Source organism: Weissella muntiaci (assembly GCF_008107635.1).
Classification (GTDB): domain Bacteria; phylum Bacillota; class Bacilli; order Lactobacillales; family Lactobacillaceae; genus Weissella; species Weissella muntiaci.
In genome coordinates this window covers 206,595-220,521 of the sequence record NZ_SDGZ01000015.1, presented here as the reverse complement: position 1 = coordinate 220,521, position 13,927 = coordinate 206,595, and the positions used below count along the sequence as shown (strand labels likewise).

The 13,927-nt window shown below is 42.0% G+C and carries 12 protein-coding genes; 6 read left to right on the top strand and 6 right to left on the bottom strand.

All coding sequences use genetic code 11. The features are described from left to right. Window positions 1-3: 3 nt before the first annotated feature. The 4 genes from ESZ50_RS07295 to guaA all read right to left on the bottom strand — a co-directional run bounded on the left by ESZ50_RS07295 (window position 4) and on the right by guaA (window position 4,901). A complete protein-coding gene (locus tag ESZ50_RS07295; protein ID WP_148622903.1) occupies window positions 4-756 on the bottom strand; it encodes an ABC transporter ATP-binding protein in 753 nt (250 codons plus the stop codon). Between the two features lie 113 nt (window positions 757-869). Beyond that, window positions 870-2,144: a M20/M25/M40 family metallo-hydrolase gene (locus ESZ50_RS07290; RefSeq protein ID WP_148622902.1), complete on the bottom strand. Its 1,275-nt coding sequence runs from the start codon at window positions 2,142-2,144 to the stop codon at window positions 870-872. 83 nt (window positions 2,145-2,227) lie between these two features. Beyond that, entirely contained in the window at window positions 2,228-3,205 is a 978-nt protein-coding gene (locus ESZ50_RS07285; protein ID WP_148622901.1) for an HNH endonuclease, read from the bottom strand. Between the two features lie 142 nt (window positions 3,206-3,347). After that, complete coding sequence (gene guaA / locus ESZ50_RS07280; protein WP_148622900.1) at window positions 3,348-4,901, bottom strand: glutamine-hydrolyzing GMP synthase; 1,554 nt, start codon at window positions 4,899-4,901, stop codon at window positions 3,348-3,350. Window positions 4,902-5,052: 151 nt separating this feature from the next. Between guaA and ESZ50_RS07275 the strand changes: the two genes are divergently transcribed. Next, window positions 5,053-5,565, top strand: coding sequence for a GNAT family N-acetyltransferase (locus ESZ50_RS07275; protein ID WP_222860797.1), 513 nt, complete (start codon window positions 5,053-5,055; stop codon window positions 5,563-5,565). A gap of 200 nt (window positions 5,566-5,765) precedes the next feature. Continuing rightward, window positions 5,766-6,647, top strand: a complete 882-nt coding sequence (locus ESZ50_RS07270) for a phosphate ABC transporter substrate-binding protein (RefSeq protein ID WP_148622997.1) — start codon at window positions 5,766-5,768, stop codon at window positions 6,645-6,647. A gap of 41 nt (window positions 6,648-6,688) precedes the next feature. On the opposite strand, the gene rlmD is transcribed toward ESZ50_RS07270, so the two are convergent. After that, the gene (gene rlmD, locus ESZ50_RS07265; RefSeq protein ID WP_148622898.1) at window positions 6,689-8,137 is read right to left on the bottom strand and encodes a 23S rRNA (uracil(1939)-C(5))-methyltransferase RlmD; all 1,449 of its coding nucleotides are present in this window, start codon (window positions 8,135-8,137) and stop codon (window positions 6,689-6,691) included. Between the two features lie 194 nt (window positions 8,138-8,331). Between rlmD and ESZ50_RS07260 the strand changes: the two genes are divergently transcribed. The 3 genes from ESZ50_RS07260 to ESZ50_RS07250 all read left to right on the top strand — a co-directional run bounded on the left by ESZ50_RS07260 (window position 8,332) and on the right by ESZ50_RS07250 (window position 11,450). Continuing rightward, window positions 8,332-9,051, top strand: coding sequence for an ABC transporter ATP-binding protein (locus tag ESZ50_RS07260; protein ID WP_148622897.1), 720 nt, complete (start codon window positions 8,332-8,334; stop codon window positions 9,049-9,051). Window positions 9,052-9,053: 2 nt separating this feature from the next. Then, window positions 9,054-10,169: an ABC transporter permease gene (locus tag ESZ50_RS07255; protein ID WP_148622896.1), complete on the top strand. Its 1,116-nt coding sequence runs from the start codon at window positions 9,054-9,056 to the stop codon at window positions 10,167-10,169. A gap of 96 nt (window positions 10,170-10,265) precedes the next feature. Beyond that, complete coding sequence (locus tag ESZ50_RS07250) at window positions 10,266-11,450, top strand: iron-containing alcohol dehydrogenase (RefSeq protein ID WP_148622996.1); 1,185 nt, start codon at window positions 10,266-10,268, stop codon at window positions 11,448-11,450. Window positions 11,451-11,535: 85 nt separating this feature from the next. Here ESZ50_RS07250 and ESZ50_RS07245 read toward each other — a convergent pair whose 3' ends face one another. Further along, window positions 11,536-12,393: an aldo/keto reductase gene (locus tag ESZ50_RS07245; RefSeq protein ID WP_148622895.1), complete on the bottom strand. Its 858-nt coding sequence runs from the start codon at window positions 12,391-12,393 to the stop codon at window positions 11,536-11,538. A 249-nt stretch (window positions 12,394-12,642) separates the two neighbouring features. On the opposite strand from ESZ50_RS07245, the gene ESZ50_RS07240 reads away from it, so the two are divergent. After that, window positions 12,643-13,815 carry a multidrug effflux MFS transporter gene (locus ESZ50_RS07240; RefSeq protein ID WP_148622894.1) on the top strand — a complete coding sequence of 391 codons (1,173 nt, stop codon included), beginning with the start codon at window positions 12,643-12,645 and terminating at the stop codon, window positions 13,813-13,815. Window positions 13,816-13,927: the final 112 nt, after the last annotated feature.

The following is a 13,927-nucleotide window of genomic DNA, read 5'->3' as shown; positions in this document are numbered from 1 at the left end:
GGATTATTCACCTCCCAAGAATGAATTCATTGAGAGGGTGATCTCCTTGGCAAAGTCAGTCGTTGTTTTATCACCACGGTACAGTTGATGGTAAAGCACACCGTCCTTGATGAAGAGCACACGCTTGGCATGGCTAGCAACTAGGCTAGAATGAGTAACCATCAAGATGGTTTGATTGGTTTGATTGATACTTTCAAATAGCGAAAGTAGGTCTTCTGAATTCTTGAAATCTAGAGCGGCGGTTGGTTCGTCGGCCAAGATTAGATCAGGTTGACTAATTAGTGCTCGAGCAACGGCAACCCGCTGTTTTTGACCACCAGAGAGTTCAAATGGCTGTTTCTCAAGCAGGTCTTGAATATTTAGTTGAGGTGCCAACTTGTCGATGCGTTCCCGCATAACGCTAACGGGTTGTTTGCTAAGCACTAACGGTAGGTAAATGTTGTCACGAACCGAAAGCGTATCGAGCAGGTTGAAATCTTGGAAGACGAAGCCAAGGTGCTCCCGACGGAAATCGGCCACCGCCTTATCGTTTAGGGTGGTGATTTCTTGACCAGCAAGGACAACCTGACCTCGTGTAGGCTTTTCAAGTGTTGATAGGATATTCAACAAAGTTGTCTTACCTGACCCAGATTCACCCATGATTGCGATATATTCGCCCTTCTCAACAGAGAAGTCAACATCAACCAATGCAGTGGTTTCTTCCTTTGAGAAGCGTGTTTTGAAGATTTTTTTGATATGTTTTACTTTTAGTAGCATAATTTTCCCCTTACAATATACGTTTAGTTAATCTACTAACGTTCTATGGTTATTATCTTAGCGGAAAACGCGGGGGATGAATCTTACACTTTTGTAAGGATTGAGTTGATGCGCTATTTATTATCAAAGAAATTTTGTGCGACAGCACAGTAATAATCAGCCATCGCCAAGAAGGTCGACTTCTCAACGTATTCATTTTCCTGATGGGCAGTATCGTTACCGGGGCCAACAATCAAAATCTCCATGTTTGGGTTAGCTTTGGCATAACGCGTGGCGTCAGTACCCATCGAAACAGCAAGCGTCGGCAAAGCATTCTCAGTGGGAAAGGCGAGCTTGGCGTGCTTTTGACCTAAGGTGACAATTTCTGAATCCGGATTTCCAAGCATAGCTTCACCCATATTGTGAACGACAAGTTCCAGTTGAGCTTGTTCTGGGGCTTGACGATTTAAAGTATCAATTAGATCAGTCAAAGCGTCCGCGAGCTTTTTAGGTGATAATTCAGGGATTATTCGCGTTAACTCGGACAATTGTGCTTCGCCAGCGATTGAATTAGGCTGGACACCTCCGTGGAACATATTAGCGCCACGAACGGTCCGACCTAGCATCGGATTGTTGATTGTAAGTTGTTGATAAAGTTCAGTTTCAGCTTGGTAGTAATCTATCAGCCGAGCGATTGCATCAACGCCTAATGCTGGCGTTGATGAATGCGCCGCTTTGCCATGGGCGATAACGTCGTAAACCAGGAAACCTTTGTGTGCATAAACAGCAAAATGCTGTTCGATTTGATGGTTATTTTTGACGGTATTAATTAGTTCATCTGGGTCGGTATTGTTGAGTCTAACGCCTCCAGAATGTAGATAATTCGTTATTTCTGAAGCGCGGACGCCGGTTGGCTCACCAATGATTAGCGCCTCTATGTCATCAACATAACCAAGCTCACATAACTGTTTGGCACCTGCTTGAGCTTTTTCCTCATTCAAGGTAACCATGAATCGGACTCGTCCAGCTAATTCAGTTGCCTGCAAATTCACCATGGCAACTGCAAAGGAAGCGAGTGCGGCCTTCATATCGGTTACACCTCGTCCGTAAAGGCGACCTGATCGGTCAGTTAACGTGAAAGGGTAGTGTTCCCAGTCCTTTCGATTGCCTTCATGAACGGTATCGGCATGCCCGGCAAAGCCTAGGAGTGGACCCTCTGTTCCAACTTCAGCGACCAAATTTGCCCGCCCGTTACTACCTTTAATAATCTCAGTCTTTACATGATGTAGGTTTAGAAAAGTTGCTAAATAAGTTACAAGCGATTCTTCATGTGCGTTGACAGTGTTGATTGCCGTTAGATCAGCTAATAATTTTAATTGGGCTTGATCACTGATAATGTTTTGGGTCATTGCGGGGCTCCTTTAGTTAGTCAAATTTAGCTTTGATATTAAAAATACCTAACCTTATGCAAAAATAGGCTAGGTATATATTGTTAGTTTACACGTTGTGAGACTTTTTGCATTAACTTTGCTACATCCGCTGATGATTCTAATTCATGAATCCGTGCATGACAATTGGGGCAGAGTGCGATTGTATTCTCGATGGTGTCCGTACCGCCTTGTGATAGATATACGATATGGTGAGCATGTAGAAATGGTACACCAGAGTTAGTGATAAATGGTGCGGGTTGCTCGCAGAGTTGGCAAACGCCATGAGCTAACTGTTTAACATAGTCGCTGATAAAACGGCTTCGCGTATAGCGATTTAGTTTAGTATGGGTTACGTGCCTGACGCCTTTATTTTGTTGGCTGATTTGGTGCGCAGTTTTTGACAATTCAGATGCCGATAAATTCGCAATATCCTTTTCGATTAAGTTTTTATTCTTTTGATCGAGATTTATATTTGATGAATCACTGTATTTTTCCTTAAGTGGGAATTTCCAAACTAGGCGGTCACTATTTTGGTTATCTGGTTCTGTTGTGGTGTAGGGTTCAGCAGCTAATTGGACGGGCCCTTTAAAACGATATCTATTGTCGTCAGTTCCTACAAATAAGAAAACGTTAACGCCGTTTGTATCGGAATTATAGAGCACCTTATTGGCAGATTCGAGTTTTTGATCGCCAGTGGCACCCGTACCGGTATAATGTAAAACATTATTAATGTATCGGTCGTTATAAGGGTTGCCTTGGTGGTCTTTGGAGAACAGAAGAAGTGAATTTGTTTCATGAGAACGAGACATGCCACTGAAAATACTACCTCCAAAGATATCTTTTATCTCTTGTTTAGTATGAATATCGCCGATTTTGATTTGATCAAGCCGATTACGCGAACGTGTATTACGCCATTCAACTACCATGTCAAAGTCAAAATCTATTTGATTGTTGTTTAGGGAGGGCATTCCTAATATTAGTAATTCGTTGAAGAATTTCGAAGTGATTTCCGCTTGCTTAATTAATTCATGCTTATTCAATAGATTAACTCCCTACAGTTATTTTATTGTGAATATAACGCTCAAAGAATTAATTGTAAACCCCATTAATAATGGTTGAAGGGTTTTTGGAAATTAAAAGGCGTACTACTTTAAGTAGTACGCCTTTTAAAATTAATAACAATTACTCCCACTCAATAGTAGCAGGTGGCTTAGCTGTAATATCGTAGACGACGCGGTTAATCTTATCGACTTCGTTTACAATTCGACGTGAGATTTCTTCCAAGATATCCCAAGGAAGCTTAGCAAAATCAGCGGTCATACCATCAACAGACGTGATGGCGCGAATTGCCAAAGTGTAGTCATAAGTCCGACCGTCACCCATAACACCAACTGAACGAACGCCGGTCAAGACGGTAAAGTATTGCCAAACCTCGCTGTCCAAACCATGGTTAGCAATTTCTTCACGCAAAATTGCATCAGAGTCGCGGACGATCTGCAACTTTGCTTCAGTAATGTCGCCGAGAACACGGATACCAAGACCTGGTCCAGGGAATGGTTGACGCCAAACTAACTCGTGAGGCATACCAAGCTTCTCACCAAGGGCCCGAACTTCATCTTTGAAGAGGGTATTTAATGGCTCGATTAGTTGGAATTGCATGTCTTCGGGAAGACCACCAACATTGTGATGCGACTTAATCGTTTGTGCGGTATCAGTTCCTGACTCAATCACGTCGGTATAAAGCGTTCCTTGCGCAAGGAAATCAATTCCGTTTAGCTTAGAAGCTTCTTCATCGAAGACTTGAATAAATTCATTACCGATGATTTTACGCTTAGTCTCGGGGTCACTAACGCCGGCAAGTTTGTTTAAGAAACGCTCTTGTGCATCAACTTTAATGATGTTTAGACCGAACTTGCCACCAAGGGCTTCCATAACCTCATTGGCTTCGTTTTTGCGCAAAAGACCATGATCAACGAAGATTGAAGTTAATTGGTCACCAATCGCGCGCTGGAGAAGCACTCCCACAACTGATGAATCAACACCACCAGAAAGCCCAAGTAGGACACGCTTGTCACCAACCTTGGCACGGATTTCGGCGATCTGCTCGTCAATGAAATCATCCATTGACCAATCACGCTTGGCCTTAACGACCTTATCAACGAAGTTGGTTAAGATCTCTTTACCAAACTCAGTGTGTTGCACCTCAGCGTGGAACTGGACACCGTAGAATCCACGTTGAGCATCTTCCATAGCTGCAACTGGTGTACCTTCTGATGTACCAACAACAGAAAAGCCAGCCGGAACTTGAGCAACGTAGTCACCGTGGCTCATTAGGACAGTTTGCTCGGTTGGAGTTCCAGCGAATAATGCTGAATCTTCCTTGACTAATTGCATTTCTGTTTGACCATATTCAGCCGAATTGTTGGCTGGTTCAACCACACCACCAGGTAGTGTGTTGGCCATCAGTTGCATACCGTAACAAACTCCCAAAATAGGGATGTTTAGATTAAATATTTCAGGATCGATTGTGAATGCGTCATCGGCGTAGACGGAATTTGGTCCACCTGAGAAAATTAAACCACTGGGATTAAGTTCTTTAATCTCTTGAGCGGTTAGCTTATGTGATTTAAGCTCAGAGTAAACACCAAGTTCGCGAATGCGGCGGGTAATAAGTTGGTTGTACTGACTACCAAAGTCGAGAACCAAAATACTTTCGTGTTCGTTTGTGTTTGCCATTAGATCCTCCTGAAAATAGTTGTTTATTATTGTACGGGAAATGCCGGCTATTTTCAATAGAAGTCCGGAGATTGTTTCTTTATAACGGATTATTGATGTAAATGCGGTTATAATATTTAAGATATTAGTGATTGAGATTGCGAGGAATATGATGACTTATACACGGAAAGCGACTGCTGATGATATACCAGCAGTAATGGAAATAATTACAGCGGCAATTGCGTATTTGGCAGAACAAGGGTCGCCACAATGGCAGGCAAATCAAGGACCTACAGAATCCATTATTACAGAGGATGTACTTGCAGAACGTGGTTATGTGTTGATTTTTGATCAGACGATTGTTGGCTATGTAGCTTTAGTTGCTGGACCAGATCCAATTTATGAAGCAATTGAGGGTACCTGGTCAGGTGTATCAGGGAAATACATTGCAATTCATCGGGTTGCAGTTAGCCAACAAGTCCGTGGTCAAGGATTGTCACAGACTTTGATGAATGAATCCGTGAAGTGGTCCCAAGAGCTTGGCTATACGGATATTAGGATTGATACATATCCTAAGAATATGATTATGCAAAAAGTGATTCAAAGAGCCGGTTTTAGTTATCAGGGGATGATTCATTTTCCCTTTGAGCATGGAGAACGCTTTGCATATCAACTAATCAAATAATCTTTACACTGTAAAAGAAACTTTTACCAACGCTTACAACATCGTTACATCTTTCCCGCTAATTTTTTACAAAGTTCTTCTAACATATAAATTGTAGTTAGGACGCCAGCGAATCCTATAACTCAACTACTATTAACCACGGCGGCCTAGCTACATTAGTATGCAGATCAGTTACATTTAGAATGGAGTGGGACTTTATGATGGCTAAGCGAGCACTAGTGGGAAGTATTCTAGCAACAATGATGATCGGTGCAACGACTTTGAGTGTTCCGGCAATTGCGTCGGCCAATTCAAATGTATTGGCAGTTGGTTCAACCGCTTTACAACCGTTGGCCGAACAGGCTGGGGCGGCTTTTCAGGATGCCAATCCAGGAACAACTGTCAATGTACAAGGAGGCGGTTCAGGTGCTGGTTTGAGTCAAGTTGGCTCAGGTGGCGTGACAATTGGTAATTCGGATATTTTCGCCGAACAAAAATCGGGGATTGATGCAAAGAAGCTAGCTGACAATAAAGTCGCAGTTGTCGGAATTGCGCCAGTTGTTAATCAAGCGGTAAAGGTAAAGAACTTAACGCATGATCAGTTACAGAAAATCTTCACTGGCGAAATTACGAACTGGCAACAAGTTGGTGGTCAAGATCAAGCAATCGTCTTAGTAACACGAGCTGACGGATCTGGGACACGGCTAACGTTTGACCAGGCGGTCATGGATGGTAAGAATGAGACCCAGGCACAGTCACAAGATCAAAACGGAGCTGTGCAGAAGATTGTTGCACAGACACCAGGAGCGATTTCCTATTTGGCATTTTCTTATACACAAGGGAGTGCCGCAAAGGGACTGAAGACGGTTAAATTAGATAACGTTGCCCCAAATGATAAGAATGTGACTACTAATAAGTGGAAGATTTGGGCTTACGAGCACATGTATACGACTAAGCATCCTGATAAGGGAACCAAGGCTTTTGTTAAATATATGAAGTCAGCACCTGTACAGAAAACCCTCCTAAAGAAGTTGGGTTATATTCAGGTCGATCAGATGAAGGTCCAAAAAGACGCAAGTGGCACTGTTAGCAAGGTAAAGTAAAAAAACGCTTCTTTCAATTTGATGAAAGAAGCGTTTTTCAATTATTTGATTTTCGTTAATTTAACAACGCCTTCCCAGCGAGCAGTTTGTGGGAACATGTCGATTGATTGAATGTATTCGACACGGTAAACTTTCGCCAAGTCAACTAAATCACGCGCCAAAGTAGACGGGTTACAAGAAATATAGACAAACTTCTCTGGCTTGGTAGCCAAGATCGTTTGCCGTAATGGTTCACCCAAACCGGTTCGTGGTGGATCAACAACTAGTGCATCCGCAATCCAGCCTTCACGAGCCCAATTGGGAATTAGACGTTCAGCAGCACCAACGAAATATTCAGCATTGTTTAATCCGTTATCAGCAACGTTCTCGTTTGCATCATCGATTGCTTCAGGAACTGTATCCATACCGCGGACTTCACCGGCAAGATCAGCCAATGAAATACCGATTGTTCCAACACCTGAGTACGCGTCGATCAATTTATCCGCATGGGTTAAGTCAAGTGCCGAGATGGCTTCTTGATATAAACGTGCGGTTTGAGTTGGATTTAACTGCAAAAAGGCGCGTGGTGATAGCTTGAAGTCTTTACCATTAATTGTTTCGGTGATATATTCGTCACCCCACAACAACTTAGTGTCGTCACCCCAAATCAATGAAGATGTACCAGGGTTAATGTTTTGACTAATTGAAACAACTTCGGGTAATTCGGCATTAATAGCTTGGATTAATTCGTCAACACCATAAATATCATTTTGGCTGGTGACGATCGTTAATTGAACAAAGCCAGTTGATGAACTGACACGAGCAATCAGCGTTTTGACCATCCCGCGGTTACGTTTCTCATCATAAATCGATGTTCCGAGATCGGCCATGATGTCTCGAACGGTCCGAACAACTTTTAGGGTGATGGGATTCTGAGTTGAAATTGCGGGCAGATCAATCAACTCATGTGATTGACGGCGATACATTCCGACGCGCAACTTGCCGTTGACCTCGCGGATTGGGAATTGTGCCTTGCTTCGGTAGCCGGTTGGATCATCCATCCCAATGGTTGGACGCAAATCATAATATTTGAAGCCACGAGGTTGATACTTTTCTAGCGCTTGTCTGATTAAATCAGTTTTAAAAACTAACTGTTCGGAATAAGCTAGGTGGGCTAGTTCAACTCCACCGACATCTTGGTTATCAATTGGCTTGATCCGATGTGGCGAACGCTTCTTGATTTTATTGACCTCAGCTTCGATAAACTTATCGGTAATGTTGGTAACTGTTACATCAACAACTTCATCGGGCAAAGCACCTGGAATAAAGGTAATCTTGCGCTTATAGTAGCCGATACCTTCACCGTTGATTCCAAGACGCTTGATTGTAATGAGTAGCTTGTCACCAAGCGAGACCTTTACGTCGTTGCTACGAAAGTTTTTGTTTGTAGGACGTGTTTCATGTGAAACACGTTCCTTTTTTGGTTTACTAGGATATTTTTGACCATTCATATTCTTCCTACAATTGAGATTAAATCTCAGCTCCTTTTCATTAGATAGTTAATTCTAACATGATGCAGGATATAAGCGCTAAATTTATCATAGGACAAGAGAATGAATGGTACAATGAGTGCATACTCACTTGTGAATTGGGTAGGTTTGTAGGTAGGGACAGTTCGGCACGGTTGTTTTTGGAGGCAAGCGAAATGGAAGCAGCGGTTATAGATTTAAAACATTTAGAAAAGAGTTTTGGTAAAAAGCAAGTTTTGCTGGATGTGTCTTTTCAGGTGCAACCTGGCGAAATTGTTGGCTTAATTGGACCTTCTGGTTCGGGTAAGTCTACGATTATCAAGGTAATGTTAGGCATGGAAGTGAGCGATGCTGGAGAAGCAACTGTTTTTGATTTACAAATGCCTCAACGAGCACTTTTGGCCAATATTGGCTACATGGCTCAATCGGATGCCTTATACGAACAGTTGACGGCCAAAGAGAATTTAATTTTTTTCGGGCAGATGAAAGGTCTAAAAAAGCAAGAGCTTAATGCTGAGGTAACTCGTGTGGCTGAAGTTGTTAAGTTAACTGATGATTTAAATAACAAGGTTGAAGGTTTTTCCGGTGGAATGAAGCGCCGGTTATCGCTTGCGCTGGCATTGTTAGGTGATCCGGCATTACTTGTGCTTGATGAACCAACGGTTGGGATTGATCCGGCATTACGCCGACAGGTTTGGGCAGAGTTAAAGCGGCTCAAGGAACTGGATCGAGCAATCTTGGTCACAACTCACGTAATGGATGAGGCAGAATTAACTGATCGAGTTGCATTGCTGTTAGGTGGGCGATTAATCGCAAACGATCAACCAGCCGCACTAAAAGAGCAGTATCAAGTTTCATCAATTGAAGATGTCTTTTTGAAAGCAGAAGGTGAATGATTATGCGGACAATAGCTGTTGCTAAGCGAGTTGTTTTAGAGTTGCTCCGCGATAAACGGACGCTAGCACTAATGTTCATCGCACCGCTGTTGGTTTTAACATTGATGAATTATGTTTTTTCAGTAAATGACACAACCACGGCACGAATTGGGGTGGTCAATGTCAATACTAAAGTGTCTCAAAATTTGAGCGATACCAAACATATTGCTGTAACTGATTTTTCGTCTAATGAAAAGGCGCAACAAGCTCTAAAGGATGACAATTTAGATACTGTGATTGTTAATAAGGACGAGCAATATTATCTAACGAATGCGAATGTTGACGCCGGTAAGACAAATTTAGCTAAGGCGGCCTTACAAGGTGCCATTACCAAAGCAAATGTGAGCGATACACAAACGCACATTGCAACGCTGGCGGCGAACTTGAAAAATGTCCCAGGGATTAATGTTGCTAATTTAGCCGGAAGCACGACTCTGGCAACCATTCATAATAAATATGTCTACGGTGATGCCAACACAACTTTTTTTGCCAAAATTATTCCAATTTTAATGGGGTTCTTTGTATTTTTCTTTGTGTTCTTAATCTCGGGCATGGCGCTGTTACGCGAGCGTACTTCGGGAACGCTTGATCGATTATTGGCAACGCCGGTAAAACGTTCTGATATTGTCTTTGGCTATATGCTGGCGTATGGCGTGCTTGCAATTCTCCAAACGTTATTGATTGTTGTTTATACGGTTTGGATTTTAAAAGTTGAGGTATTAGGATCCTTAGGATTGGTATTGTTAGTTAATATTGTTTTGGCATTAGTCGCCCTGGCATTTGGGATCTTAATGTCAACTTTTGCAAAATCCGAGTTCCAAATGATGCAGTTTATTCCGTTAATTATTGTGCCACAGATTTTCTTTTCAGGGATGATTCCATTGAATACAATGGCGAACTGGGTACAATGGATTGCGGCAATCTTGCCGATGAAATACGCTGGTGACGCAATGACAAATATTGTTATGCGGGGCGTTGGCTTTGGAGAGATTGTTCCTGATTTGCTGGTGTTATTACTTTTCCTTGTTTTGTTAACTTTGATAAATATAGTTGGTTTGAAGCGTTATCGAAAGGTTTAAGATTGTTCAATTCTTAGCAAGTGATTGTTCAGTTGCTAAATAAGATTTATAATTACTTATATAAAGAAAGAAATGGGGTTAAATTACATGAATGAAATGAATAATTTTACTTTCCAGAATAAGACGGATATCCGTTTTGGACGTGATTTGATTGAGGGACAATTGCGTGATGCAATCACACAATTTGGTAACAAAGTCCTATTTGTTTACGGTGGTGGCTCAATCAAGCGTTCAGGCTTGTATGAACAAGTGATGCGCCTTTTGGCAGGGATGGACGTGGTCGAATTGGCTGGCGTTGAACCTAATCCAAAGATTGAAAGTGTTCGTGCCGGACAAAAGTTAGCCAAGGAACACGATGTTGATGTTGTCTTAGCTGTTGGTGGTGGCTCAGTTATTGATGCATCAAAGGTTATTGCCTCAGCAAAGTTCTATGAGGGTGATCCTTGGGAGTTAGTTGAGAATTCTGCCTTGCGTAACGATATTGATCAACTACCATTGGTAGATATCTTAACGCTTTCAGCAACGGGAACTGAGATGAACCGTGGTTCAGTTATCTCTAATATGGCTGAAAACAAGAAGTTGGGAACTTATGGACCTAACACTCCAGCAGTTTCATTCTTGGATCCAGCTAATACGCTAACTGTTTCTAAGTGGCAAACAGCCGCAGGATCAATTGATATCTTCTCTCATTTGACAGAGCAGTACTTTGATCGGGCTTACACACCAGTAACTGATGGAATGATTGAAGGCTTGATGCGGACAGTTATCTCAAATGCGCCGGTTGCTTTGGCGCATCCAGATGATTACAATGCACGTGGTGCTTTGATGCTTGCCTCAACGATGGCTTTGAATGGCTTGGTTGGTTCTGGTAACGAAAACGGTTGGACAGTTCACCCAATTGAACATGAGTTGTCAGCTTACTACGACATTACTCATGGTGTTGGACTAGGTATTTTAACTCCACGTTGGATGAAGCAAGTGCTTGATGAAACATCACAAGCTAAGTTTGCTAAGTTCGCACGAAATGTTTGGGATATTCAAGCAACCGATGATTTGGAAGCTGCTGAACAAGCAATTCAAGCAACGTACAACTGGGTTAAGAGTTTGGATGTTCCAACGGTCTTGCAAGGTGTTGAGATCATGGACAACCAAAAGTTCCAAGTAATGGCTGAATCAGCTGTTGAGGTTGGATCATTAAATACACGTGGTTATAAGAAGCTTGCGCCTGCAGATGTAGTCGCAATGTTTGAGGCTTCAATGACTACGGATGGTTTTGAATAAATAGAAGAAAGGCGTCCGTCTTAAACTAGTTTTAGTTTAAGACGGACGCCTTTTTTGTTTATGTTTCACATGAAACAGTAAATTTCTAGAAATCGGTTGTATCAGGGTCGATGTGGGTTCCAATTGTACCGTTTAGGGCATCCAACGTACTCATATCTGCGTTTGAAAGCTCGAAGTCGAATACTTGTGTATTTTGCTCGATATATTTTCTATGCGTTGACTTAGGCAGTGGTAAAAAGCCATGTTGCAATGACCAGCGAATTGCAATTTGAGCTGGTGATTTACCAAGACGATCAGCAAGATTCAAAATCGCAGGAGTTGCCAAAAGGCGTCCCGTACCAAGTGGTGAATAAGCTTCTGTTAGAATCTCGTGTTGTTGATTTAGTTCAACAATGCTACTCTCCAAGTCAGAAGGGTTAATGAAAAGTTGGTTAACCATTGGTTTGATTTCAGCGGTCTTCAGCAATGCCTCGAGATGTTGAACTTGGAAGTTGGAGATTCCAATTGCGCGAACCTTGCCAGAGCGATAAGCCTCTTCCATTGCACGCCAAGTTTCAGCATTCATTTCCGCCCAGTTCGCACGGTAATCAATGGGATTTGGCCAGTGGATTAGATAAAGGTCTAGGTACTCTAAACCTAGTTTATTTAGTGATTCGTCTAGGGCAGCTAAGGTTTCATCATAGCCGCGAACATTGTTCCATAGTTTAGAAGTTACGAATAGATCTTGACGATCAATTTTACTATCAGCAATTGCACGTCCGACAGAACTTTCATTACCATAAATGGCCGCCGTATCAATGTGACGGTAGCCTGATTTAAGGGCATCTAGGACAGCTTGATACGCTTCGTCACCATCAGCTGATTGCCAAGTACCGAAACCGATCCCTGGAATCTTAACGCCGTTGTTTAATGTATAAGAATCTGTGAGTGAAGAAATTGTCATAATCATTAAGCTCCTTTTAGTAAAAGTATACCTATACTCTAGCGCGTTAATCGAGAATTTGGTAGTACCCACTAAAAGGTGCCTAATGAAAAAAACGACCGTTTTGTATTATGACGCCGATTCTGGTAAAGTAGCATCATTAATAACAGGAGGTCATGTGCAATGGAATATTTTAAATTCATAACATGTGTGGCCGTAGATGATTTAGGACGTTTTTCTTTAAAATAAAATCTTATTTAGGAGTTAAAAATGAAAAACGTCCAGAAAATGGTTCCATCAATTATCTTAATGATTGTTTTGGTGGGATTTCCACAAATCAGTGAATCAATCTTTACACCCACATTACCAGCGATTAGCCAAAATTTGCATGTCACGGCGCGGACTGCTCAATTACTCATGGGCAGTTATTTTATCGCATTTGCCTTTGGCGTCTTATTTTGGGGCTGGTTGTCAGATCAATTTGGTAGACGACAGAGCATGCTTTGGGGTATCTTAGTCTACTTGTTGGGGAATGTTAGTTTGGTGGTTGCCCCAAGTTTTAGTGTTCTATTGACTGCCCGCTTGGTACAGGCTTTTGGGGCAAGTGTTGGATCAGTTGTGACACAAACAATCATGCGTGAATCCTTTACGGGCAAGGACGCAGGAAAAGTCTTCGCCAAAGTTGGAGCGGCGATGTCATTAGCACCGGCTCTCGGACCGCTTATAGGCGGTATTGTACAAACCTATCTAGGTTATCGAAACGTATTTTCTACTCTGGTAATGATGGCAGTTTTGATTATGCTATATACCTGGTTGCGGTTGCCCGAGACTAAAGGTAGTTCGCGGAGTGAGCTTTCAGTATCTGTATGGCGAGTAATGCGTCGATTGCTGGTTGATAAAAATGTTTGGGTATTCGGTATTCTGATCAGCGGAGTTAATGGTGTTTTATTCAGCTACTATGCTGAAGCACCGTTTATTTTCATGAATCATTTTAAATTTACTGCCGTTGCGTATGGTTGTTCGGGATTGATTATTGCAGGTGCTAGCGTTTTAGGTGCACTAATTAGTAATGTAGCCTTAAATTATTGGCGTAACCGCACCATTATGAATGTTGGCTTATTGATTGCGATGATTAGCAGTTTTGGCTTTCTTCTTGGAACGTGGAGTGATAATGTTCTGCTTATCTTGGTAGCGATTTTTGGAATCTTTTTAGGTTTGAACATTGTTTTGCCTCTTGCATTGAGTCAGGCGTTGATTAGTTATGGTGATGTAATCGGCACGGCAAGTGGCATGTTTAGTTTTGCGTACTATTGGTTAATCAGTGGATTAACGTATGGAATCAGCCTTTTGCATAACGGCTCAATCCATATCTTGCCAATCTATATTGTTAGCCTGGTGTTTAGCATGTTGATAGTCTTTAATTTGCGCGAGATAAAGCATTAATTGAAAGAAATGACGGCTCACTAAAATTGTGAGTCGTTTTTGTGTTGTTGTTATCAAGACGTGCGATAATTAAAGGTATAAGTATTTATGAAAGATATAGTTAGAGGGTGGG